Origin of the sequence: Mesorhizobium sp. BR1-1-2 (genome assembly GCF_020165435.1) — a bacterium.
In the GTDB taxonomy this organism is placed as follows: Bacteria; Pseudomonadota; Alphaproteobacteria; order Rhizobiales; family Rhizobiaceae; genus Mesorhizobium.
In genome coordinates, this window is record NZ_JAIUID010000001.1 from 587,923 (window position 1) to 611,141 (window position 23,219).

Annotated in this window: 27 protein-coding genes; 14 read left to right on the forward strand and 13 right to left on the reverse strand. The window is 64.9% G+C overall.

Features of this window, described 5'->3' with window-relative positions; translation table 11 throughout:
• Positions 1–100 precede the first annotated feature (100 nt).
• Positions 101–1,003: a LysR family transcriptional regulator gene (locus LB551_RS02880; protein ID WP_224658133.1), complete on the forward strand. Its 903-nt coding sequence runs from the start codon at positions 101–103 to the stop codon at positions 1,001–1,003.
• Between the two features lie 8 nt (positions 1,004–1,011).
• Here LB551_RS02880 and LB551_RS02885 read toward each other — a convergent pair whose 3' ends face one another.
• From LB551_RS02885 to ada, 4 genes are all read right to left on the reverse strand, one after another.
• Positions 1,012–1,755 (reverse strand): 2OG-Fe(II) oxygenase, encoded by a 744-nt coding sequence (locus LB551_RS02885; protein WP_140552228.1) that lies wholly within the window; start codon positions 1,753–1,755, stop codon positions 1,012–1,014.
• Positions 1,752–2,306 (reverse strand): methylated-DNA--[protein]-cysteine S-methyltransferase, encoded by a 555-nt coding sequence (locus tag LB551_RS02890; RefSeq protein ID WP_224658134.1) that lies wholly within the window; start codon positions 2,304–2,306, stop codon positions 1,752–1,754. Before LB551_RS02890 ends, LB551_RS02885 begins: the two co-directional genes overlap by 4 nt.
• Before the next feature lie 326 nt (positions 2,307–2,632).
• A complete protein-coding gene (locus LB551_RS02895; RefSeq protein WP_224658135.1) occupies positions 2,633–2,863 on the reverse strand; it encodes a hypothetical protein in 231 nt (76 codons plus the stop codon).
• 12 nt (positions 2,864–2,875) lie between these two features.
• Positions 2,876–3,955 (reverse strand): bifunctional DNA-binding transcriptional regulator/O6-methylguanine-DNA methyltransferase Ada, encoded by a 1,080-nt coding sequence (gene ada / locus LB551_RS02900; protein ID WP_224658193.1) that lies wholly within the window; start codon positions 3,953–3,955, stop codon positions 2,876–2,878.
• Positions 3,956–4,078: 123 nt separating this feature from the next.
• On the opposite strand from ada, the gene LB551_RS02905 reads away from it, so the two are divergent.
• Together LB551_RS02905 and LB551_RS02910 are read left to right on the forward strand one after the other, a co-directional pair.
• Positions 4,079–4,375, forward strand: a complete 297-nt coding sequence (locus LB551_RS02905; RefSeq protein ID WP_224658194.1) for a type II toxin-antitoxin system HigB family toxin — start codon at positions 4,079–4,081, stop codon at positions 4,373–4,375.
• On the forward strand, positions 4,375–4,773 hold the full coding sequence (locus LB551_RS02910) for a type II toxin-antitoxin system HigA family antitoxin (RefSeq protein WP_140642841.1): 399 nt from the start codon (positions 4,375–4,377) through the stop codon (positions 4,771–4,773). The genes LB551_RS02905 and LB551_RS02910 overlap by 1 nt, the downstream gene beginning before the upstream one ends.
• 14 nt (positions 4,774–4,787) lie before the next feature.
• Here the strand turns inward: LB551_RS02910 and LB551_RS02915 are convergent, their stop codons facing one another.
• Complete coding sequence (locus LB551_RS02915) at positions 4,788–5,480, reverse strand: winged helix-turn-helix transcriptional regulator (RefSeq protein WP_224658136.1); 693 nt, start codon at positions 5,478–5,480, stop codon at positions 4,788–4,790.
• Positions 5,481–5,657: 177 nt separating this feature from the next.
• Here LB551_RS02915 and LB551_RS02920 point away from each other — a divergent pair, with 177 nt between their 5' ends.
• The gene (locus tag LB551_RS02920) at positions 5,658–5,984 is read left to right on the forward strand and encodes a DUF1330 domain-containing protein (protein WP_224658137.1); all 327 of its coding nucleotides are present in this window, start codon (positions 5,658–5,660) and stop codon (positions 5,982–5,984) included.
• Between the two features lie 157 nt (positions 5,985–6,141).
• On the opposite strand, the gene LB551_RS02925 is transcribed toward LB551_RS02920, so the two are convergent.
• Positions 6,142–6,591, reverse strand: coding sequence for an ester cyclase (locus LB551_RS02925; RefSeq protein WP_224624378.1), 450 nt, complete (start codon positions 6,589–6,591; stop codon positions 6,142–6,144).
• Between the two features lie 208 nt (positions 6,592–6,799).
• Here LB551_RS02925 and LB551_RS02930 point away from each other — a divergent pair, with 208 nt between their 5' ends.
• A complete protein-coding gene (locus LB551_RS02930; protein ID WP_224658138.1) occupies positions 6,800–8,896 on the forward strand; it encodes an EAL domain-containing protein in 2,097 nt (698 codons plus the stop codon).
• Between the two features lie 121 nt (positions 8,897–9,017).
• Here LB551_RS02930 and LB551_RS02935 read toward each other — a convergent pair whose 3' ends face one another.
• The 4 genes from LB551_RS02935 to LB551_RS02950 form a co-directional block, all read right to left on the reverse strand.
• Positions 9,018–9,215, reverse strand: a complete 198-nt coding sequence (locus LB551_RS02935; protein WP_224658139.1) for a hypothetical protein — start codon at positions 9,213–9,215, stop codon at positions 9,018–9,020.
• Positions 9,216–9,388: 173 nt separating this feature from the next.
• Positions 9,389–10,486 carry a serine hydrolase domain-containing protein gene (locus tag LB551_RS02940; RefSeq protein ID WP_224658140.1) on the reverse strand — a complete coding sequence of 366 codons (1,098 nt, stop codon included), beginning with the start codon at positions 10,484–10,486 and terminating at the stop codon, positions 9,389–9,391.
• 178 nt (positions 10,487–10,664) lie between these two features.
• Positions 10,665–12,269, reverse strand: coding sequence for an ABC transporter substrate-binding protein (locus LB551_RS02945; protein ID WP_224658141.1), 1,605 nt, complete (start codon positions 12,267–12,269; stop codon positions 10,665–10,667).
• A gap of 50 nt (positions 12,270–12,319) precedes the next feature.
• Positions 12,320–13,453: an NAD(P)/FAD-dependent oxidoreductase gene (locus LB551_RS02950; protein WP_224658142.1), complete on the reverse strand. Its 1,134-nt coding sequence runs from the start codon at positions 13,451–13,453 to the stop codon at positions 12,320–12,322.
• A 132-nt stretch (positions 13,454–13,585) separates the two neighbouring features.
• Between LB551_RS02950 and LB551_RS02955 the strand changes: the two genes are divergently transcribed.
• A complete protein-coding gene (locus tag LB551_RS02955) occupies positions 13,586–14,203 on the forward strand; it encodes a helix-turn-helix domain-containing protein (RefSeq protein WP_224658143.1) in 618 nt (205 codons plus the stop codon).
• A 56-nt stretch (positions 14,204–14,259) separates the two neighbouring features.
• Here the strand turns inward: LB551_RS02955 and LB551_RS02960 are convergent, their stop codons facing one another.
• Positions 14,260–15,255: an ornithine cyclodeaminase family protein gene (locus LB551_RS02960; RefSeq protein WP_224658144.1), complete on the reverse strand. Its 996-nt coding sequence runs from the start codon at positions 15,253–15,255 to the stop codon at positions 14,260–14,262.
• Between the two features lie 131 nt (positions 15,256–15,386).
• On the opposite strand from LB551_RS02960, the gene LB551_RS02965 reads away from it, so the two are divergent.
• From LB551_RS02965 to LB551_RS02975, 3 genes are all read left to right on the forward strand, one after another.
• Positions 15,387–15,854 carry an Lrp/AsnC ligand binding domain-containing protein gene (locus LB551_RS02965; RefSeq protein WP_140516010.1) on the forward strand — a complete coding sequence of 156 codons (468 nt, stop codon included), beginning with the start codon at positions 15,387–15,389 and terminating at the stop codon, positions 15,852–15,854.
• Between the two features lie 123 nt (positions 15,855–15,977).
• Positions 15,978–16,682, forward strand: a complete 705-nt coding sequence (locus LB551_RS02970; protein ID WP_140516008.1) for an SDR family oxidoreductase — start codon at positions 15,978–15,980, stop codon at positions 16,680–16,682.
• 94 nt (positions 16,683–16,776) lie between these two features.
• Positions 16,777–17,835: a Gfo/Idh/MocA family protein gene (locus tag LB551_RS02975; protein WP_224658145.1), complete on the forward strand. Its 1,059-nt coding sequence runs from the start codon at positions 16,777–16,779 to the stop codon at positions 17,833–17,835.
• Positions 17,836–17,850: 15 nt separating this feature from the next.
• Here LB551_RS02975 and LB551_RS02980 read toward each other — a convergent pair whose 3' ends face one another.
• Entirely contained in the window at positions 17,851–18,453 is a 603-nt protein-coding gene (locus tag LB551_RS02980) for a DUF922 domain-containing Zn-dependent protease (RefSeq protein WP_224658146.1), read from the reverse strand.
• Between the two features lie 290 nt (positions 18,454–18,743).
• Between LB551_RS02980 and LB551_RS02985 the strand changes: the two genes are divergently transcribed.
• From LB551_RS02985 to LB551_RS03000, 4 genes are all read left to right on the forward strand, one after another.
• Entirely contained in the window at positions 18,744–19,196 is a 453-nt protein-coding gene (locus tag LB551_RS02985) for a GNAT family N-acetyltransferase (RefSeq protein WP_224658147.1), read from the forward strand.
• A gap of 148 nt (positions 19,197–19,344) precedes the next feature.
• A complete protein-coding gene (locus tag LB551_RS02990; protein ID WP_224658195.1) occupies positions 19,345–20,544 on the forward strand; it encodes a PLP-dependent aminotransferase family protein in 1,200 nt (399 codons plus the stop codon).
• 110 nt (positions 20,545–20,654) lie between these two features.
• Complete coding sequence (locus LB551_RS02995; protein ID WP_224658148.1) at positions 20,655–21,035, forward strand: ester cyclase; 381 nt, start codon at positions 20,655–20,657, stop codon at positions 21,033–21,035.
• A gap of 158 nt (positions 21,036–21,193) precedes the next feature.
• Entirely contained in the window at positions 21,194–21,742 is a 549-nt protein-coding gene (locus tag LB551_RS03000) for a YbhB/YbcL family Raf kinase inhibitor-like protein (RefSeq protein ID WP_140642872.1), read from the forward strand.
• Positions 21,743–21,875: 133 nt separating this feature from the next.
• Here the strand turns inward: LB551_RS03000 and LB551_RS03005 are convergent, their stop codons facing one another.
• Positions 21,876–22,346: a nucleoside deaminase gene (locus LB551_RS03005; protein WP_224658149.1), complete on the reverse strand. Its 471-nt coding sequence runs from the start codon at positions 22,344–22,346 to the stop codon at positions 21,876–21,878.
• Positions 22,347–22,588: 242 nt separating this feature from the next.
• On the opposite strand from LB551_RS03005, the gene LB551_RS03010 reads away from it, so the two are divergent.
• Positions 22,589–23,206: a C39 family peptidase gene (locus LB551_RS03010; RefSeq protein WP_224658150.1), complete on the forward strand. Its 618-nt coding sequence runs from the start codon at positions 22,589–22,591 to the stop codon at positions 23,204–23,206.
• The last annotated feature ends 13 nt before the right edge of the window (positions 23,207–23,219 follow it).

Here is a 23,219-nt window from a genome sequence, read left to right on the forward strand (position 1 = left end):
TCGCTCTGCCGCGCGTATCGCAGCCAATGCAGTTATGGCACTATCTGTTTGATTTCGTTAGGCGGCGGTCGCCTAATGGTGAATTCGGGAAAGCCGAACAATGCTGAAGCTAGAATCCGCCGCCGCTTTCGTCGCCGTCGCGGAATCCGGTTCGATCAGCGAAGCGGCCCGGCGCATGTCGCTGTCGAAATCTGTCATCAGCGAGCGGCTTTCGGAACTCGAACGCAGCCTGGGTACGAAGCTGCTCGACCGCACAACCCGCAAATTGTCCATCACCGAGACAGGACGGAGTTTCTACGAACGCGCCAAGCGCATCATGCGAGAGGTAGCCGACGCCAGTGCGGAAATCGCGGAGCGCAGAGGTGATCTCACCGGACAGCTTAGAATCGCCGCGCCGACGAGTTTCGGCATCCTCCACCTCGGCGCGGCACTGTTCGATTTCCTCGCCAGACATCCACGGATCGAGCTGACGCTCGACCTCGACGATCGTTTCGTCAGCTTGGTGGCCGACGGCTACGATGCCGTCTTGCGTCACGGGCCCGTGGTCGAGGATGGGCCCGTCATCGTCAGGAAGCTGGCCTCCAGCCGCCGCTTCCTGGTGGCCTCGCCCGACTATCTCGAGCGGTTCGGGTGGCCGAGGAGCATCGAGGACCTGAAACGCCACAAAGGCATCATCTACTCTATCCGGGGCGCTGCCGACTGGCGGTTCAAAATCAAGCGGCGGCTGGTGACGGTCCGACCGGAAACCGGACTGCGGGTCAACAATGGGATTTTGATGCGCGATGCTGCCCTTGCCGGCCTCGGCTTGGCATTGCTCCCGGCATACTTCATCCAGACGGAGCTCGCCGACAAGCGACTGGCTGCCGTCGATGTCGGTGCCGAGCCTGAAGGAGCCACGATCTACCTCGCCTGTCCCGAGGACCGGCGCGGGTCTGCCAAATTGCGCGCGCTTACCGCATGGCTGCGCGATGTCTTTGGCGACCCGCCCTATTGGGACGCGTGAGCCACCGCTCACTTCGCATCATGAAAAATAATGCCCACCGTGTGCCGCATGCCCGAGCGCAGGCGGCTGACGCCGTGGCGCAGATTGACGCGGTAATTGCCCTTGGTGCCCTGCACCGGCCGGTTGTGGACGGCGAAGGCGACGGCATCGCCCTGGCGCAAGGGCACCACTTCCACCCGGCTCTGCATGCGCGGTCGCTGTTCGGTCAGGGCGAACTCGCCGCCGGTGAAATCCTCGCCGGGTTCTGAAAGCAGAATCGCCACCTGCAGCGGAAAGGCGAGGTCGCCATAGAGGTCCTGGTGCAGGCAGTTGAAGTCGCCGGGCACGTATTGCAGCAGAAGCGGCGTCGGCCTGACCTGGCCGGCTGCGTGGCACTGTTCGAGAAAGGCGGCGTGGGCGCCGGGATAACGCGCGGCCAGGCCCATGCGCTCGTTCCACCGGTTGGCGACCTCGGTGAGCCTGGGATAGAGCGCGGTGCGCAAGCCGCCGATCAGGTCCGGCAAGGGGTAGCGGAAATAACGGTATTCGCCCTTGCCGAAGCCGTGCCTGGCCATGTGGACGTGACTGCGGAAATGCTGTTCGTCCGAATAGAGCCCGGCGATCTGCCGGCACTCCTGCGGCGTGAGCAGCTTTTCCATCACCGCACAGCCGAAGCCGTCGAGTTCGGCGGCTAGGGCTGGCCAGTCGTAAGCGGCAACGCGTTCCTCGGCGGCCTTCACCACCGATGCCGCAACCTTGGCATGGGCGTTCATATCGCGGTCTCCCTGTCGAGCAGGGCGCGCTTGCGCTCAGTGCCCCAGCGGTAGCCGGAGGGCGTGCCATCGGCGCGGACGACGCGGTGGCAGGGAATGCCGAGCGCGATCGCGTTGGCGGCGCAGGCGGTCGCCACGGCGCGGGCGCCGTTCAGCTGGCCGAGGCGTTGGGCTAGGGCGGTATAAGTGATCGTGGCACCGCACGGAATCGCGCGCAGCATCTCCCAGACCCGCTGCTGGAACGGTGTGCCGTGGCTGATGTCGAGCGGCAGCTCGAGACCGGCGGCGGGCGTTTCGATGAAGCGTGCTATCGCCGCGAGATCGTGTTGCAAGGCGGTCTCGTCCTCGACCAGCATCCTGCCGGGGAAGCGGCTGGCGAGGTCCTGCGCCAGCGCCTCGGCGTCGGAGCCGACCAGGATGGCGCAGACGCCAATATGGCTGCGTGCCGCCAGGATGTTGCCGATCGCGGATTGGCCGATGGCATAGGCGATGGTGCCGAGGGCGGCAGCGTTGGAGGCGGTCGCCGGCATATGGGTTTGCATGAGGTTCATTGTTTTCATTCCTTCTGTGTGCCTGAACCCTAGACCCCTGCCTTGCGTCACTCACTCCGGTGCTTGCTTTCAAATTCGAATCTTGGGATTTGGGCCCGAGCTGCGGAAGGTAAGCGCTCCACGGCGCCCCCCTCTGTTCTGCCCGACATCTCCCCCACTTGGGGGGAGATTGGCTATCATCACTGCCTTCGCCAAACCTCCAACGTGGCAGGAATGAGCAAGGCGCCGAAGCTGCCAATCTCCCCCCAAATGGGGGAGATGCCCGGCAGGGCAGAGGGGGGCGCCGTAGAGCGCTGATCTTGATACTCGCACTCAGCCCAGCACGCTTAAGCGACACGCGTGACGGACATCTCGCCCAGCAGGAACACCTCGCCTGATAACAGCCGCAGTTCGATCTCGCCGGTGGCGCCACGGCTCCACTCGGCCTTGCCGCTCTCGACAAGCTCGCCGATCGCAGCCATCACCAGCGACCGCGCATCTTTGGCGCGTCTGACGGCGCCGCGATGGGGGACCCGAATGTCCGCATCGGTGATGGAAGACCTTGCCATCGCGCCCATTGCCGGTCCTCCTCAGGCCTCGCGGCCGAGCAGCGCGCGCTTGCGCTCGGCGCCCCAGGCGTAGCCGGACAGGGCGCCGTCCTTGCGGATCACGCGGTGGCAGGGAATGGCGACCGCGAGCGCGTTGGCGGCGCAGGCGCCGGCAACGGCGCGGGTCGCCTTCGGCGCGCCGATGCGCGCTGCGATCTCGGCATAGGAGACGGTGTGGCCGGCCGGGATGTCGCGCAGGGCCTGCCAGACCCGCTGCCGGAACGCGGTGCCGCGCAGGTCGAGCGGCAGGTCGAGACCGACCCTTGGAGCCTCGACGAAGCCGACGACGCGGGCGACGAGCGCCTCATAGTCGCGGTCGGCACCGATCAGGCACGCCTTGGGGAAACGGTCCTGCAGGTCGCGCACCAGCGCGTCCGGTTCGTCGCCGAGCAGGATCGCGGCGACGCCCTTCCTGCTCGACGCGACAAGGATGGCGCCGAGCGAGCATTGGCCGACGGCGAAGCGGATCTCCTCGCTGGCGCCGCCGGCGCGATAGCGCGTCGGCGTCATGCCGAGCATGCCGGTCGACTTCTCATAGAAGCGCCCGCTCGAATTGAAGCCGGCATCGTAGATCGCCGCTGTCACGCTGGCGCCGTCTTCCAGGCCCCGGCGCACCCTTTCGGCGCGCCGGGCGGCCGCGTAATCCTTCGGCGTCAGGCCGGTCACGGCCTTGAAGGTGCGGTGGAAATAGCCCGCGCTGCGGCCGGCGGCGGCGGCCAGTTCACCGAGCGACGGTTCTTCCTCGCTCCGTTCGATCCGGCGGCAAGCCTCGGCCACCATCGCTGCGTTGCCGGCCTCGAGCGAAGGTCCGTCGGGATTGCAGCGCCGGCAGGCGCGGAAGCCGGTCGCCCTGGCGTCGTCCAGCGTGTCGTGCAGCTGCACGTTCTTCGGATTGGCGCGCCGCGACGGGCAGGAGGGCCGGCAATAGACGCCGGTCGTCGCCACCGAATACCAGAAGCTGCCATCGGCCGATTTGTCGCGCGCCACGATCAGCGCCCAGCGCGGATCGTCGGCCACCGGCAGCGGCGCGGGTTTGAGATTCTTGGCAAGGGTGATGAACATGCCGGCATTGAAGCCGCAGACGACCCGCGTCGCCACCCGTTTCCTGCCAACTGACAGGTCCCTTGATTTCCCAATTTGGGAAATTCCCCTTGTTCCCATTTTGGGAAATTGCTATATTTGGCCATGCAGATCATCGCCAGGAAGGCGCTGAAGGAGTTTTGGGCCAAACACAATCAAGCCGAAACTCCTTTGACGGCTTGGTATGTGGCGGTGAGCAATGCTGATTGGAAGGCCCCGGCCGACATCAAGGATACGTTTGGAGCGACGGTCGATTTCGTCGGCGACAATCGCGTCATTTTCGACATCGGAGGCAACAAGTACCGCCTGGTTGTCCATGTCGCCTACAAGTTTCACCGGGTTCTGATCAAATTCGTCGGGACACACAAAGAATATGACAAGATTGATCCGGAGAAGGTGTGATGGAAAACATTCGACCCCTTAAGACCGAAGCCGATTACGATTGGGCGATTGCCGAAATCACCCAATATTTCGAGAACGAGCCGGAAATCGGCTCTCCCGATGGCGACCGATTTGATGTTCTCGCGACCCTGATCGAGGCCTATGAAGACAAGCACTATCCCATTGAAGCACCCGATCCCGTTGAAGCAATTCAGTCCCACATGGAGTTGTTCAACTTGTCGCGAAAGGCTCTGGCCGAGGTGATCGGATCATCGCCGCGGGCAACGGAGGTGCTGAACAGGAAGCGGGCCTTGACCCTGGACATGGTCTTCAAACTGAACAAGGAATGGAACATTCCCGCCGAAATCCTCGTGAAACCCTATCATCTTGCAAATGATGGGGGTCGAAAGCGCGCCTAACGGGCTCCAGACTCCTACGCCGCCCGCTTGGGCTCGACCGCGAACGGGCTCAGCCCTAGCCATGTTTGCATCTTCCTTGCGATGTGCTGATCTCCGGTCAAGGCGACCTTTGCACCTGCCTTCTCGACCGTGATCAATCCCATCCAGATCGCCGTCATCGTGTGCAGGTCGGTCGAGACATAGAGGTCGACGTCTAAGCCCGGATCGTACCAGCACAGATCGACCTCGCCATGCTTTTCGACGATCAGCCACCATGAGCGTTTGGACGCCGGCAGGTCTTGGTACAGGAACTGTATCACGGTGCGCCCCTCGGGTAGCGGCGAGGGGTTCAGGTTGCGCCGCATGTCCCACATCAGCAGCGACGGATCGAGGTTCTTGAGGGACAGCCGGGACTCGACCCATTTTTGTCCCCAAAAACCCATCGCCTCCACGACGGGGCGCAAATCTCGGCCGGCCTCCGTCAGCCGGTATTCGGAGATGCCCTTCTCGCCCGGCACTTCCTTGCGCTCGACGATCCCGGCGAGCTCAAGCTCCTTCAGCCGTTGCGACAGAAGGCTGGGCGACATTTTGGGGACGCCGCGGCGCAGGTCGTTGAAGCGGGTCGAACCCGCCACCAATTCGCGCATCAGCACCATCGTCCAGCGGGTGCACAGCACCTCGGCGGCCATCGATAGCGGGCAGAACTGCTTGTATCCGTGCTGGGCCATAATCCGACGTTCTCCCTCGAACCCGGGCCGAACATTAGGCCTTCATGAAAGAAGCGGCCAGTACGGAAACTGTACCGGCCCGGTACAGATCGCGGACTGGCCGGCGCCGGCCCTGCCATGCGAGCCCTTTGACCGGCCGCGGGGATCTGCCCTGTGCGCCGTAACAGGGAGACGACCATGACCACATATGTCATCGCGGACATCAAGGTGAAGAACCCGCAGTGGATACCGGCCTACGCCGCATCGGTGCACGACCTGGTCCACAAGCATGGCGGCAGGTATCTGTCGCGCAGCGGCAATGTGAAGACCCTTGAAGGCAAGCCGCTCGACACCACGCTGATCGCGCTGATGGCATTCCCGTCGGAAGCGGCGGCGCGCGCTTTCGCCAACGATCCGGCCTACGCGCCCTTCGTCTCGGCCCGTCAGGATGGCAGCGACAGCCGGTTCCAGATGATCGACAACACCGACTTGGCGGGGACGATCCCGTACCTGCCGAAGGGATGAGCCTTCCCTCCATGGGCCTGGAAGGGCAACCCGACCGGCACCTTCGCCGACATGAACCCGAAAGTCTCGTGCAAACACGCGGTGGCGCCCAGCCAATAGTCACCGAGGCCAGGCGGCGAGGGGCCGCCTGGCCGAACGATCGTTCCGCGTGGCTGCCCTATGCCGCCTTGATCAGGCCGAGCTGGGTCAACGCCGCGACGCCGTCGTCGAGCCCGATCTCCTCGACGATCCTGCCGTCGATCACCTTCAGCACCGTGGTGCCGGTGAAGCGCATGGTACGGCCGGTGGCGGCGGGCAGCGAACCGACTAGGAAATCGCTGAAGGCCGGACCGGTATGCGTGCCGCCGCCTTCCCACTGGCCGACGACATAGTCGCCCTCGGCGATGAGGTCGGCGGTGGCCCAGAAGTTGAGGTCCGGGAAGGCGGCGCGGAAATCGGTCATGAAGGCCTTGATGTCGTCGCGGCCGCGGCGCGGTTCATGCAGCGAGTATTTGAGCAGCATGTCGGGCGCGGCGATGGCGTCGACAACCGAAAGATCGCAGGTTTCACCCCAGAAATCGGTGAACCATCTGACGACGACGGCCTTGTTGTCTTCCTGTTTGGTCATTGGAAAGTCCTCTTCTTGTTCGCACGAGATCACCAGGGCGGGCGGCGACCCCGCGCAACCACTAGGGGGATCGGCGGGCGGGCAAACTCCGCTTCTTGCCCGCCAATCGAAAGTCGGGACCGCAAGCGGGCGGCGCCACCGGCGCGGTAACGCTTTCTTCTCTGGTTTTGCCGCAGATTGCCCCCGGCGGGGTTGGACGAAACGGAAGATGGCGGGTCAGGACAAGAAAAGCCGTAGTGGAACGTTCTGGGAGAAGGCCCTGGAGCGCGCCCAACTTGGCGTCTGGGATTGGGACCTTCGGACAGGCGAGTGTTTCTATTCCGCCACCTGGGCGCGGATGCTGGGCTATGACGAGGACGAGCTCGCCAACAGCAGCGACCTCTGGCTGCGGCTTACCCATCCCGACGATCGCGAGCAGGCGCTGGCCAGCGGCGATCGTCACATCGCCGGCCTGACCGATACCATCGAGACCGAGCTCAGGCTCCGGCACAAGCAAGGCCACTGGGTCTGGGTGCTCGACCGCGGCGGCATCGTCGAACGCGACGGCGACGGCCAACCGATCCGGCTGATGGGCGTGCAGACCGATATTTCGAAACAGAAGGCGGCAGAGGCCGCGCTGGAACAGGTCAACATCCGCTTCCGCCTGGCGCTCGCGGCCAGCGGCACCGGCATCTGGCACTACGACATCGCCAGCAACAAAAGCTATTGGGATTTCCGCACCAGGGAAATTTTCGGCCTTGTAGCCGTTACCGACGAAGTGACCGCCGACCTATGGCACAGTTACCTGCATCCCGACGACAAGCAAGCGGCCGAACGCGCCCACAGGGCGCCGCTGGAAACCGACGGCGTCATTGCCGCGCAATATCGCATCATCAGGCGCGACGGCGATATCCGTCATGTCGAATCGCTGGTGCGTTTCGTGGCCGCCGCCGGTGCCGCCGGCCAGATCCTCGGCACGGTGCGCGACATCACCGAGGACAAGCTGCGCGAACAGGAACTGGCCTATGCCGCCCGCCACGACGCGCTGACCGGCCTGTGGAACCGCGCCGCCTTCGACAGGCTGCTTGGCGAGCATATTGCGACGGGGGCGCCGCTGGCGGTGTTCTATGTCGATCTCGATTACTTCAAGGCGCTCAATGACTTCGCCGGGCATGCCGCCGGCGATCTGGCGCTGAAGAGCGTCGCGGGGGGCATACGCGGCTGCCTGCCGTCGTCGGCGCATGCGGCGCGCCTGGGCGGTGACGAGTTCGCGCTGCTGGTGCCGCATTGCGACGCGATGCAGGCCGAGCGGATCGCCGGCGCCGTGCTTGGGGCGGTGCGCGAGGCCGATCTCGGTCCGGCCGCGTCATCGCGCCGACTGGCGGCCTCGATCGGCATCGCCTTCATCGATGACGCCACGACCACCGTGGCCGATGCGCTGGCTTGCGCCGACGACGCCTGCTACGCGGCCAAGGCGGCGGGGCGCAACCGCTTCGCGGTGTTTTCGGCGGCGGCGCGATCGGGGGCGGCCGGCCTCAATGCGGCGCGCATCGCAGCCGACACCGTCGATGCCATGGACGACGGGCGGCTGAAACTGTTCGGCCAGGAAATCCATCTCCTGGGAAAGCCGTGGCAAGAGTGCCGGCACGTCGAAGTGCTGGCAAGGCTCGCCGCGCGCAACGGGCGGCTGGTGCCGCCGGGCGAATTCATCCCGGTGGCCGAGCGTTTCGGCATCGCCTCGAAACTCGACCGCTGGATCATCCGCACGGCGCTGGTGCGGCACGGGCCGGCGCTGCGTGCCGGGGCGCTGACGCTCGGCTTCAACCTGTCGGCTCAGACATTGAGCGATCCGGGGCTGTGGGATTTCGTCGACAAGACCATCGAGGAAACCGGTGCGCCGCATTCCGGCATCGGCTTCGAGATCACCGAAACCGCGGCCGTCACCAATTTCGACGCCGCCGAGGACTTCGTGCGCAAGGCGCGCGAGCGGCGCTGCCGGGTCAGCCTCGACGATTTCGGCGCCGGCATGAGCTCGTTCGAGTATCTCAGGCGCTTTCCCGTCGATGCGATCAAGATCGACGGCTCATTCATCGAACATATCACCGACAGCCGCTTCGACCGCGAGATCGTGCTGGCGATGACCAGCATTGCCAGGAGCCTCGACTTCGCCGTCGTGGGCGAGAAGATCGAACGGCACGATACGCTGGCCATGCTTAGGGATATGGGCGTCGCCTACGGTCAGGGCTTCTTTCTGCATCGTCCCGAGCCGCTGGAGGCGATCGTTTCGCGCGCGACGGCCGGAACGCCCGACAGGCGGCGCGCCTGAAGCGGGCAAGCCGCCCGCCAGAATAGCCGAGCCACTCCAACACTCCATTAGGCAATCCCGAAGGGCTGTTAAGCACGGCCCTGGAACGGCTCCGGGCGGTCGGCCGGGCGCGGCGGAACGATCACTGGCGGTCGGCGAACCGCGCCGGTCGCGGAAACTCCAACACCTCTGCCTCCGATCGCCTGTGCTGCGCCTCCGCGACCGCTTCGATCAGCAGGTCGAGGGCTTCGCATGCCGAGCGGCTTGTCTCGTCATCGCCGCGCAAATAGTGGTAGGCGCGCTCGAGATGCACCCGGGCGGCTGAAAAATCGCTGGTCAATGATCCCTCCATTACCTCGCCCTAATATATCTTGGCCGGTCTGGCGGAACGCAGGGTAAATATCCACAGGCGGATTTTATTCAAATGCCCGGGGATTCCGGCGATGCCGTCAGGAGTGATGCCGCGCACCTATAGAGCGGCATGGGAGGGCTCGGGCAGAACGGCCTAGACCTTCACCCCAGAATGATCCGGATCGCCTGATCCACCACCGGATGCAGGCCGCTGGCCTGGAAGGACAGACGGTTGCCGGAGCCGACATTGCTGGTCATGGCGATGGTGAGGCCGGTCTCCGGGTCATGCAGCATGACCGCGACATAGCCCGGAATGCTGCCCTGGTGGCCGTAGAAGGCGCGGTCGGCATAGGCGCTCTGGAACATGCCGGCGCCGGTCTCGCGCATGCGCGTGCCCGGGAAGCTCGCAGGCACGCGGTGTTCGAACATCTCGGCGAAGAAGGGCGGCGACAAGAGCTTGCCGGAGAACAGGCCGCGCATGAAGCCCACCATGTCGGATGGCGCCGACACCATGTCGCCGCAGCCATAGGCGGCGCCGAACGGGAAGGAATCGGAAGAATCCTGCAATTCGTCGGAGTAGGGCAGCACGCCGTCCATGCGCCACATCTCGCCGCCGGAAGCGATGTCTGTCGGCGCGCCCGGCGCCGGCGGCGGCCGGTGATAATAGCCGCGCACCATGGATTCTTCCGGAAAGGCTTCAGTCGCGGGCGACCAGGTGTTTTTCAGGGCGAGCGGCTGCAGGACCGCGCTTCGGACATAGGCGCCGAGCGACTGGCCGGTGACGGCCTCGATCACCATGCCGGCCAGCACATAGCCGGTGTTGTTGTAGACAGCGGGTCCGCCCGATGCCTTCTGCTTGTCGGAGGCGAAGGCGATGTCGACCAGTTGCTGCGGCGTCCATTGCCGGCCCGGATCCATCGGAATGTAATATTCGAATTCCGGCAGGCCGCTGCGATGGTTGATCAGCTGGCGCACCGAAATATTCCCCGCACCCGGCAGATCCGGGAACCAGGAGGAGATCGGCGCGCCGAGGTCGAGCTTGCCCGTCTCGGCGAGCTTGACCAGGGCGGCGGCGACGAAGGTCTTGGTGCAGCTGCCGATCTTGAACAGCTGATCTGATGTGACTGATGTGCCATGCGCGCGATCGGCGAGGCCAGCGGTGAGGGCGATTGGCGCGCCGCCTGTCGAATAGGCCAGCGAGGCACCCACCGCGCCGTCGGCGAGGTAGCTGTTGAGGAGGGCGTTGAGGTCTTTTGGCATGATGGTCTCGCTTTCTTTTTACCTTCTCCCCTTGTGGGAGAAGGTGGATCGGCGCGCTAGCGCCGAGACGGATGAGGGGTGTTCCAGCGGAGTGAGACGTCGGCGTTCCCTGGAACACCCCTCATCCGTCGCCTTTGGCGACACCTTCTCCCACAAGGGGAGAAGGGAGAGCGCTGCCTCACTCCGCCATATCCACGGCCGCGAAATTCTGCCGGCCGAAGGGGTCGAGCACGTAGTTGAGCACGCTCTTGCGGATCGGGATCGCGACCATCGAATGGGCGATCGGCGCCACCGGCACCTCGGCCTTCAGAATTGCCTGCGCCTTCCCGTAGATCGCGGCGCGCTCTTTCGGGTCGGCGGCGACGCGGCCTTCATCCAGCAGCTTCTCGAAATCCTTGTCGCACCAGCGTGAGCGGTTGGAGCCGCCCTTCACGCCGTCGCAGGACAAGAGATAGCTCAGCATGTTGTCGGGATCGCCATTGTCGCTGCTGCCGCCGAGCAGGAAGGCGTCCTGCTCGCCTGCGGCGGTGCGCTTGAGATATTCGCCCCATTCGAAGCTGACGATCTCGGACTGCACGCCGACCTTCGCCCAGTCGGCCTGGATCATCTCGGCCATGCGCTTGGCGTTGGGGTTGTAGGGGCGCGACACCGGCATCGCCCACAGGCTGATCTTGAGGCCGCTTTCGTGGCCTGCTTCCTTCAACAGTTTCTTCGCGCCATCGGGATCATAGTCGATGCCGGCATCGGTGACGGCGCCGAGCTGCGCCGGCGGCACGACGCTGCCGGCAACGGTGCCGGCGCCGGCATAGACGGCATCGACGATTGCCTTCCGGTCGACGGCCTTGGCGAGCGCGGTGCGCACGCGGACATCGCCCAGCGGCTGATGTTCGACGTTGAAGCCGAGGATGCCGATATTCTGGCCCTTGAGGTCGAGGACCGTAATGTCTGGATCGGCGCGCAGTTCGGCGACGGCACTGGGCGGGGGCGGGGCCGCCACCTGGCATTCATTGGCCTTGAGGCGCTCGACTCGGGTGGTCGGCTCGGGCGTGACGGCGAAGACCAGCGTGTCGATTTTCGGCGCGCCGCGCCAGTAATCCTTGTTGGCGGCGTAGCGCACCTGGCTGTCGGGCACATAGGCCTCGAGCACGAACGGGCCGGTGCCGACCGGCTGGCTGTCGATCAGCTCCGGCGTGCCGGCGGCCACCATCTTTTCGGTCTGCTCCAGCGACAGGATCGAGAGGTAGTCGAGCGCCAGCCCGGCCAGGAAGGTGACGTTGGGGGCCGTCAGCGTGAAGCGCACGGTGTGGTCGTCGACCTTGTCAATCTTGTCGATCAACGTGCCCATGCCCAGCGCGTTGAAGTACTCGTAAGAGCCGCCGCCGAGCTTGTGGTAGGGATTGTTGGCGTCGCGCTGGCGGTTGAACGTGTAAAGGACGTCGTCCGCGTTGAAATCGCGCGTCGGCGTGAAATGCTCGCTCGACTGGAATTTCACGCCGCGGCGTAGGTGGAATGTGTAGGTCTTGCCGTCCGGCGAGACATCCCAGCTTTCGGCCAGCGCCGGTCCGACTTCGGTGGTGCCCGGCTTGAACTCGACCAGCCGGTTGAAGATCGTCTTGGCGGCGGCATCCATGGTGGAGTCGGCGATGCCGATCGCCGGGTTGAAGGTCTCGGGATTGGCCTCCGAGCAATAGACGAGCGTCTTGGCATGAGCCTGCCCGCCGAGAAGAACGGACGAGGCCAGAAGGGTCGAGCCAAGCACTGTGCGCAGAACGGTGGATTTCATCGCAAACGCTCCTGATGACACTTTTTCTGGTTGAGGGAAGGGCATGAACTTCATGGCGTCGCCGCCGGGGCCAGGAAGCGGTCGGGCGCCAGCGCCGCGGCGGTGACGCCAAGTGCGGCGACATCGTCGGGCAAGGATTGGCCGCGCATCAGCGCCGAGCCGAGCCGCGCCAATGTCAGCGACACCTGGAACCCGTAGCCGCCCTGGCCGCCGAGCCAGAAGAAGCCGGGCAGGCGCGGGTCGAAGCCGGCGACCGGCGTGCGGTCGGGCGCAAAGGTGCGCAGGCCGGCCCAGGGTGTCGACGGGCGGCCTATGCGCATCGACGTCGCCTGCTCGATGCGGTCGACGGCAATGGCGACATCGATGTCTTCCGGATACGCGTCGCATGGTTCGGAGTCTGTCTCGTCGGCGAGCGAGCCGATCAGCCTGCCGGCGTCTGGCTTGAAGTAGAATTGTTCGTGCAGATCGACCACCAGCGGCCAGCCGGCAATGTCGACGCCTGCGGGCGGATCGAACAGGAAGGCGGTGCGCCGCTTGGGCTGGATGCCGAGACCGGTGAGCCCCGCCATGCCGGCCACGACGTCGACCCAGGCGCCGGCGGCGTTGACGACGATGTCGGCGGGATAGGCGCCGGCGCTGGTGGCGACGCGCAGGCCGTTGCCGGCGCGCGCGATCTCGCGCACCTCTTCGCCCGTGCGCATGATGCCGCCCCTGGCCTTCAGTGCCGAAGCGCAGGCCGCAAGCATCTTGCCGGTATCGACATCCACCGCGCCCGGTTCATGGACACCGCCGCATGTGGTTTGCGGATCGATGACGGGAACCAGCGCATGCAGCTCAGCGGCGGAGAGGCGGCGTACGCTCGGCACCATGGCCTGCAATTCGCCGGCCAGCCGGTCCACGGCCGCGCCGTCATCGGCGCGGCCGACATGCAGCGCGCCACGTCGATGCGCGACGAAGCCGCCGTCGAAGATGGCCCGGCGGCTCGCCAGCGTCAGCGCTCGCACCACGCGGTTGCCATAAGTCTCGGTGAACAGGGCAGCCGAGCGGCCGCTGGCATGATAGCCGGGCTGGCTCTCGCGCTCGATCAGGGTGACATCAGCCCAGTCCGCCACCTCGGCGGCAAGCGAGAGGCCGGCAATGCCGCCGCCGATGACGACGATTTTTGGGAGGGAATTGGACTGCATCGATCAGTCGTAAAAATAATTTCTTATCCAGTCAATATTTAGCGTATAAGAAAATTGTTGGTGTTGTTGATGGTGACAGGGAGTTCAATTACCTAGGGATGGAGCGGCGCGATCCCGCGGCATGGAGCTGATATGTCGGAGCAACCGAACCTGGGTGATTGCCTGCGCGGCTTGAGGAAGACGCATGGCTGGACCTTGCAGGAGGTGAGCAGGCTCACCGGGGTCGCGGTGTCGACGCTGTCCAAGGTCGAGAACGACCAGATGTCGCTAAGTTACGACAAGCTGCTGCAGATCTGCGAAGGGCTCGGCATCCATGTGACGGAGCTGCTCAGCGGCGACCGCAAGCAGCCGGCGGCGCGCACCCGCCGCTCGGTGACGTCACCGTCCAACACACTGCGCCAGCTGACCCGCAACTACGACTACCGCTATCTGGCCACCGACCTTGTGCGCAAGCGTATGGTGCCGATCCAGGCCTATGCGCGCGCCCGCACCCCCGAGGAGTTCGGCCCGTTGACGAAACATGCCGGCGAGGAATTCCTGATCGTGCTCAAGGGCGAGATCGAGTTGCACACCGACCAGTACGCGCCGGTGCGGCTGAAGGAGGGCGAGAGCGTCTACATCGATTCCACCATGGGCCACGCCTATCTCTCGGTGGGCGAGGGCGACGCCGAGATGCTGTGCGTCTGCTCCGGCGACGAGCCCGACATGGAAGGCACGCTGCTGAGCGTGCTGGAGACGGTGGAGGGATAGCGGCGACAGGCTCCGGGCGAAGCTGCACGACCTTCTCCCTCCTTGGCCGCGGACCGCTATAGCAAAACGGTTCGCCCCAATCCCCGCCGCACCGCTTCGCGATAGGCGAGGTCGGCCGCCACCATGTCTTCCATGGCGACGCCCATTGCCTTGTAGACGGTGATCTGCCCGGCATCGACCCGCCCTGGCCTGAGCCCGAGCAGCATCTCGCCGAGTTCGGTTCCGGTTTGCGGATCCAGCCCATTGAGTTCGCAGGAGCCGACCGGGCTTGGGGCAAAGGCCTCGCTTGTCTCGACAAAGAGGCTGGCCTTTCCGAGGAGTTCGACGGGCAACTCGCCGCCGGGCGGGGCGACGCCGACCGACGAGACATGGGTGCCGGGCCGCACCCAATCGGCCGAGATCACCGGCTCGTAGGAGTGTGTGGCCAGGCACACGACATCCGAGGAGCGTATCGCGGCCTCGAGATCGCTGACGGCGACGACGCCGACATGCCGGGCGGCAAGCGCTTGCGCATCGGCGAATTCCTTCGAGGCCACGCGGATCTCGGCGAAGTCACGCACCAGCGGCAGGAGATTGAGGTGCTGGCCGGCCTGCACGCCGGCGCCGACCACTGTCGCGATCCTTGCGTCGGGGCGGGCGAGTTCGCGCACCGAAAGCACGGCCGAGCCGGAAGTGCGCACGGCGGTGATGTAGGTGCCGTCCATGACACAGACCGGCATGCCCGTGGCAGGGTCGAACAGATGGATGGTGGCGAGGTGACTTGGGATGCCGCCGGCGATATTGCCCTCGAACACGTTGACGATCTTCACCGTCAGATGCATGCCCGCCATCCAGGCGGGCATCGCCAGCGAATAGCCGGCCTGCGGAATGTCGAGCTGCGGCCGGGCCGGATTGACGACTTTGCCGCCGGACAGCGCCTTGAAGCCGCCGGCCAGCGCGTCGAGAAGCTGGCGAAGATCGAGGCATGTCTTCACCTCGGCCTCGCTCAGGATGAGCACCGGCGTGTCGCCCTTGGCCTGGGCGCTGCGGGAGATCGATAGGGCTGTCGTCATGGGATACGCTTTCGTTGGTGGCGGGAGTGCACCGCAACGGTATTGCGATCCATGGGCGTGATGAAATATGCTGTTTTGGCTATTTCGGCGTGATTATCACGTTTGTTCTCCTTCAAAAGTGTGAATCTGACATGGACGACCTCGACCGCATCGACCGCTCGCTGCTGCGCTTGTTGCAGGAGGATGGCCGCCGCACGACGCTCGATCTGGCCCGCCGCGTCGGCCTGTCGCCGACGGGAGCGGCGCAGCGCGTCAAGCGGCTGTTCGCCGAAGGGTTCATCCGCGCGGTGCGAGCCGTTCTCGATCCGGCCAGGATCGGGCAGGCACAGCTCGTCTTCATCGAGGTGCGGCTCGACCACACGGCGCCGCATGTCTTCGACCGCTTCGCCGAAGCGGTGTTGCGGGCGCCCGAGATCATCGAGTGCCACATGGTGGTTGGTGGCTTCGACTATCTGGTCAAGGCGCGGATCGCCGACATGGCGATGTTCCAGGATTTTCTGCAGCGTGTCATCCTGCCGCTGCCCGGCGTTCGGGAAACGCACACCTACGCCTCGATCGCCAATGTGAAGCCGGATGCTTTGTTGCCCGTCGCTCCTTGAAGTCGAGTGACATGTTCGCATTTTCTGCAGGTCGGTTCAGCCTTTCTGGTTCGAAGCGGCCGACGAGACCGGCTATATGACCGCTGAACCGCAACTCCCGCCAACCCTTGAGAGGAAAACCCAATGAGTTCAGAAAAAGTGGCTGTCATCGTGGCCGGCGGCAGCGGCATGGGGGCTGCGGCGGCGAAGCGGCTGGCGGCGGACGGGTTCAAGGTCGCCATCCTGTCTTCGTCCGGCAAGGGCGAGGCGCTCGCCAAGGAACTGGGCGGCATCGGCGTCACCGGCTCCAACCAGTCGAACGAGGATCTGCGGCGCCTCGCGGACCTGACGCTGGAGCGCTATGGCCGCATCGACGTTCTGGTCAACAGCGGCGGCCACGGGCCGCGCGCGCCGATCCTGGAGATCACGGACGAACAGTGGCACGCCGGCATGGACGTCTACCTGCTCAACGTCATCCGGCCGGTGCGCATCGTGGCGCCGCAGATGGTCAAACAGAAGGCCGGCGCCATCATCAACATCTCGACCGCCTGGGTGGTGGAGCCGAGCCCGATGTTCCCGACTTCAGCGGTGTTCCGCGCCGGCCTCGCCGCCTACACCAAGATCTTCGCCAACACTTATGCAGCGGACAATGTGCGCATGAACAACGTGCTGCCCGGCTGGATCGACAGCCTGCCGGCGACGGAAGAACGCCGCGACTCGGTGCCGATGCAGCGCTACGGCACGTCGGAGGAGATCGCCGCGACCATCGCTTTCCTGGCTTCGGACGGCGCCGGCTACATCACCGGCCAGAACATCCGCGTCGACGGCGGGATCATTCGCGCTATTTGAGGCGCGGGCCGGAGGGGAGGCCTGTCCGACACGCGCCGCGGAGGGGATCCGGCATCCCGCCTGGCGCGACGACATCTCGCACCAAGGAGGAAAAATGCGGCTTCTAATACTTGGCACCGGCTGGATGGCGCAGGAACATGCACGGCAATTCAGCGCCATGGATGGCGTCGACATTGTCGGGGCCGTCGACCTCGATCCGGCGCGCGTCGACGAATTCGCCGACGGTTTAAACATCCCAAACCGCTTCACCGCGCTGGAGGAGGCGTTGCAATGGGGCGCTTTCGACGCCGTGGCCAATGTCACGCCGGACCGCATCCACCACCCGACCACCATGAAGCTGATCGCCGCCGGGAAGCCGGTGTTGTGCGAGAAGCCGCTGGCCGAGAATTTCGGCAAGGCGATCGAGATGGCCGAGGCCGCCGAGAAGGCCGGCATCGTCAACATGGTGAACCTCACCTACCGCAATGTCGCGGCGCTGCAGAAAGCCCGCCGGATGGTGCAGGCCGGCGAGATCGGCACGGTACGGCATGTCGAGGCGTCCTATCTGCAGAGTTGGCTGGTGTCAAAATTCTGGGGCGACTGGCGCAGCGACCCGAAATGGCTGTGGCGCCTGTCGCGCGGCCACGGCTCCAACGGCGTGCTTGGCGATGTCGGCATCCACATCCTCGATTTCGCCAGCTATGGCGCGGCCCTCGGCATCGAGCATGTGTTCTGCCGGCTGCGTTCCTTCGACAAGGCGCCCGGCAACCGCATCGGCGACTATGGGCTCGACGCCAATGACAGCTTCGCCATGACGGTGGATTTCTCCAACGGCGCCTTCGGCGTGGTGCATGCCAGCCGCTGGGCGACCGGCCATCTCAACGAATTGCGCCTGCGCATCTATGGCGACAGAGGCGGTCTCGAAGTGGTGCACAATCTCGACGGCTCGTCGCTCAAGGCCTGCCTCGGCGAAAATGTCGATGACGGGATATGGGAAGAGCTCGACGCCGGCACGGTGGCCACCAACTACCAGCGTTTCGCCGACGCGGTGCGGACCGGCGTGCAGGCCGAACCATCCTTCCGCCACGCCGCCGAACTGCAGAAGGTGCTGGATCTGGCCGTGGTATCGGACGAGAAGCGGGCGGAGCTCGCGGCGAGCGCGCAGACGCGGTGAGGGTCGCGCCTTCCCTCAGGGACCGGTCACGAGGTCAAAAACCAGTTTTTGCAAATTGCCGCCATTGCCGAATTCGACGCGGTCGAAATCGCGGCTTGCCTGTCGCTGCGCCTGCGACAGTTCGGAGAGGCGCCTGGTCATCTCGGTCCGGATCTTGGCGCATTTGGGATCGTCGGCAACGCTGAGGCCGACGGTCGCCGCCTCGATCTTGCGCACCATGGCAATGATATCGGCGCCATGCACCTTCTCATGGGCGGTGACGCCGGCGATGAAGCTGTCCCAGCTCTTCTGCACGGCCGGCGGCAGGGAGCCTGACGGCTTCGGCAAGGCATAGGTGATGATCAGCTTCGGCCTGGCCGATGCCAGCACGCAATCGCCGCCTTTGTTCCGGTAGTCCCTGGTCCAGGTCAGCTTGAAATTGGTGTAGGCGATGGTGCGCGTTTTGGCGCCGCGGATCAGCGGTCCGTTCTCGCCGATCGACCGGTAGAGCTCCTGTCCGGTCCGGCCCGAGATAGCGTAGGGCTCGATCGTCTCGACCGGCTTCCATTGGGCATGGGCGGCAAGCGGCAAGGCGAGCACCGCGACCAGCGACAGGCACAGACGAACACACGCTCTCAACACCGCTCTCCGCGAAACCAGGACCGGCGCCGACGCCAATGCCATCTTGTGGCTTTTCCTATAGGCTGCCGGCGGGTGCTGCAAATACCTTTGGAGGGCCAATCGCCGGGTTCTGGCGCAGTGCCGCAAGGCCAGGATGGGGATGGGGTTGAAGAAGTTCCCTCGGTTCGTCATCCCAGGGTCTGCGCGACGGAGCTGCGCTCCTGCTTCGCCCTTGGATGACGAAGAGAGGGTGAGGCTTCCAAACCAACGGCCTTGCCGGCGCCGGCGTGTCGCCGTAAGTCGTGCTCATGATCACCTTCCGCAAGGCCCTGGCCTCCGACCTGCCTGCCCTCGTCGCCATGCTGGCGGACGATCCGCTTGGCGCGGCCAGAGAGGATGCCTCGCTGCCGCTGGCGCAGGGCTATGTCGATGCCTTCAACGCCATCGACGCCGATCCCAACCAGTTGCTGGCGGTGGCGGTCGATGGCGCCGACGTGGTCGGCACCTTGCAGGTCAGCTTCCTTGCCGGGCTGTCGCGCAAGGGCGCCTGGCGCGGTCAGATCGAGGCGGTGCGGGTCGCTGGGCAACGCCGTTCCGAAGGCATAGGCAGGCTGATGATCGAATGGGCGATCGATCAATGCCGGGCGCGCGGTTGCGGCCTTGTCCAACTCACCACCGACAGGACCAGAGCGGACGCGCACCGCTTCTATGAAAGCCTCGGCTTCAACGGCACCCATCTCGGCTACAAGAAGACCTTGTAGCGCAGGCGGGGCCGTCGCTTTCCGCTAAGGCGGGCGGCTGGCGCATGCGGGAAGGCCTGCAGGCCCTATTCAATTTGCGGCGAGACCAGATATAGGTCAGCTAAGTTGACCTATATTCGATGCGTCCGGGGAGGCGTGCTTGACCCTTATGAACCTGTTGGCGTCGCGCTCGTCGCGCATGAAGGCCTCGGAAATCCGCGAGCTCCTGAAGCTGCTCGACCAGCCGGACATCATCTCCTTCGCCGGCGGCATTCCCGATCCGGCGCTGTTTCCGGCCGAGGCGATCCGCGATGCCTATGCCGACGTGCTCTGCGGCGGCGAGGCGGGGGCCGCGCTTCAGTACCAGGTGAGCGAGGGCTATCTGCCGCTGCGGCGGTGGATTGCCGGGCAGATGGGCAAGCTCGGCGTCGCCTGCGAGGAAGCCAACATCTTCATCACTTCGGGCTCGCAGCAGGCGCTCGATTATGTCGGCAAGCTTCTGCTGTCGCCCGGCGACACCGCACTGGTGACGTGGCCGACCTATCTCGGCGCGCTGCAGGCCTTCAACGCCTATGAACCGCGCTACGACCGGCTGCGGCCGGAAGGCGGCAACATGACGCCGGATGCCTATCGCGCGGCGGCAGCGGCGAATGGCGGCCGGGTCAAGTTCGCCTATCTGGTGCCGGATTTCGCCAACCCGACCGGAAATACGCTGGACAGGCAGCAGCGCGAGGCGGTGCTCGATCTTGCCGGCGAGCTCGACATCGCAATCGTCGAGGACGCCGCCTACCGGGCGCTGCGCTATGATGGCGAAGGCGTGCCGCCGATCCTGGCGCTCGACTGCGCGCGCTCCGGCGGCATCGACAAGGCGCGCACGCTCTATTGCGGCTCGTTCTCGAAGATACTGTCGCCGGGCATGCGCGTCGGCTGGGTCTGCGCGCCGCGTCATGTCGTGGAAAAGCTGGTGTTGATAAAGCAGGCTTCCGACCTGCACAGCCCGTCGATCAACCAGATCGTGATGCACCGGGCGGCCGAAGCGGTGTTCGAGGCCCAGGTCGAAAAACTGATCGGAGCCTATCGCGAGCGCCGCGACGGCCTGCTTGGCGCACTGGAGGCCAACATGCCGGAAGGCGTGACCTGGAGCCGCCCGGAAGGCGGCATGTTCGTCTGGGTGACGCTGCCCGAAGGCACTGACGCCACCGCGCTCCTGGCGCGCTCGGTGAAGGAAGCGCGTGTCGCCTTCGTGCCCGGCAGCGCCTTCTTCGCCGATGGCACCGGGCGCAACACGCTGCGGCTGTCCTTCACGCTCGCCGACCGGCGCGCGGTGAGCGAGGGGATTCCCCGGCTGGCGGCGCTGCTCAAGGCTTAAGGCGCCGGCCAGACGACGGTGCATCGCCCTAGCGGCGATCAAACCCGGATTGTCCTGACGTGTCGCGGGTGCAAAATGGCCTTGTGTCCACGAACGCGGGTTCATGCGCCATGACCGACCTTTCCGGTATCTACCGCGACTACATTGCCTGCCTCAACCGGCAGGACTGGCCGAACCTCGGGCAGTTCGTCGACGACGACGTGTCCCACAATGGCAGGCGGATCGGTCTCTCCGGCTACCGCGCGATGCTGGAGAAGGATTTCGACGACATTCCGGATCTTCGTTTCGATATCCGGCTGCTGGTCTGCGATCCGCCTCATCTCGCGAGCCGGCTGATGTTCGATTGCACGCCCAGGGGAAATTTCCTCGGGCTTGCCGTAGGCGGCAGGAAAGTGTCCTTCGCCGAGAACGTCTTCTATGAATTTCGCGGCGCGAAGATCCGGCTCGTGTGGTCCATCATCGACAAGGCCGCCATCGAAGCCCAGCTTTGAAACACGAATCTCCTGGCGCGCTCGGTAAAGGAAGCCTCCCTCCCCTTCGTGCCCGGCAGCGCATTCCAGCGAATCCACCAACAGTTCGCACCATTGCCCAATTTCGGGCCGCTTTTCGGCTAAACTCGTCGGCATCTTGGCTGGAAGTGGAGGAAGCCATGAGCTTGCGCCTCGGTTTCGCCGTGCTGGTGCTGTTCGGCCTCGCCAACCAGGCGGCGGCTTTCGAGATTTCAAGCCCGTCGGTTTCCAACGGCAAGTGGGCCGAAAAATATCTCGGCGACAAGGCCGGCGGCTGCAGCGGGCAAAGCGTATCGATCGCCTTGAGATGGAAGGACCCGCCGGTCGGCACCAAGAGCTACGCGCTCACCATGTTCGACCCCGACGCCGGCGGCGGCAAGGGTTTCTGGCACTGGCTGGCCTGGAACATCCCGGCAAGCGCGAAGGGCTTGGCCGAAGGGGCGGGCTCGAAGCGCGGCAAAGGCTTGCCCAAGGGTACTGTGCTCGGCAAAGGCGGCATCGGCCGCGCAGGCTATTTCGGTCCATGCCCGCCGCCCGGCAGCGGAACGCATCACTATGTCTTCACGCTCTATGCGCTCGGCGCGCCGAAGCTGCGCGCGCCGGAAAATCCCTCTCCGGAAATGGTGGCAGTGGCCGCGAAGAGCCAGGCGCTCGGCGAGGCCAGCGTGACGTACACCTATGGGCGGTAGGCAAGACCGGTTCAGGCAATCGCCGTGACCCACCAGCGTATCGACGACGCTGTTGGCAAACACGTTCCAAGAGATCGTTTGAATTCCGTTCCGGTGGCCATCTGGCGCTTCGCGCGCGACTTCGACCGGCGAGTCAGCGCGTCCAGAAATTACGGTGCGGCGCGATCAGCTCGTCCTCGATCTCGGGGAAGGGGCCAAAGACCTCGATCTTCTTCTGGCCCGAGGCGAGGACTGTGCGCGAGGGCAGGCTCATCGTCGGATTCTCGGCGTGATCGCCGGTGAGTGCCAGGAGCTTCGTCTCCTCGAAGCCGTAGACCAGGCGGCCGATATTGGCCCAGTAGAGCGTTCCGGCGCACATCGCACAGGGTTCGCCGGTCGAGACCAGCGTGCAGGACCAGAGGAAATCCGGCTCGTAGGCAGCCGCTGCGCGCCGGGCGAGCTCGGTCTCGGCATGGTGCACCGTGTCGAGATTTCCCTGGCGCATCAGCACGCGATCGTCCGGCCCGACCAGCACGCAGCCGAACGGATGATGGCCGTGCGCGGCCGCCTCGCGAGCGACAGCGTCGGCGGCGCGGAGGTGAGCGAGCATCTGGTCGCGGGTCATTGCATGGTCCTAAACACGATGGGCTAGGGGAGATTGCGGGCGGACACGCCCCGCTATCGGCACTCGTCAAGGCGACAACCGGCTTAATCTGGTTGAGAGTGCTCTAATCGGGAGGCGTAGGCAAGGTTCGCGCGGCGGGCGAAAAGGAGCGGACCATCGCCTGATCGGGCGAGTGCGTTTGAATTGCTGTTCTTCGCTCTCGTATCCTGTATACGAGATTGAAAGCCTGTTCGAGGGAATCGATGAAGCCACTGCCGGAGACCGTGCCGTTTTTCAGCCAGTGGGAAACACCCGACATGACTTCGGCCGTACTCGCCGATGGCGCCGACGCCGCTTTGCGGCGCGATCCGCTGTGGCAGGGATCGGGCGCGCGCACGCTCGACGAATACGCGCTCTGGGCCGCCAACATATGCGGCATGGCATGCCTCAAGATGATCCTGGCAATGCGCGGCCAGATCGTGCCGACGATCGAACTGGCCAGGCGCTGCACCGGATATGGCGGCTATGTCGTCACCGGGGGATCGATCAAGGGCCTGATCTATGCCCCCTTCGTCAGCTTCGTGAAGGCGGAATTCGGCCTGGAAGCGCAGGTGATGACCAATGTCGCGACATCGGACATTGCGGCGATCCTCAGGCAGTCGCGCTTCTTCATCGCTTCGGTCAGCAGCTCGATCCGCTGGCCCGAGCGCGAGCCGCCATCCAAGGGCGGCCATCTGGTGCTGGTCATGTCGGCATCGGATGAAGGTTTTCGCTTTCACAACCCGTCCGGCCATACCCGCGCCACACAGGCAAACGCAGTTTTGGTCCCGGCCGATTTCGACTGCTTCTTTGCCAATCGCGGCATTGCCGTCGCCATTTGATCCCGGGGAACTT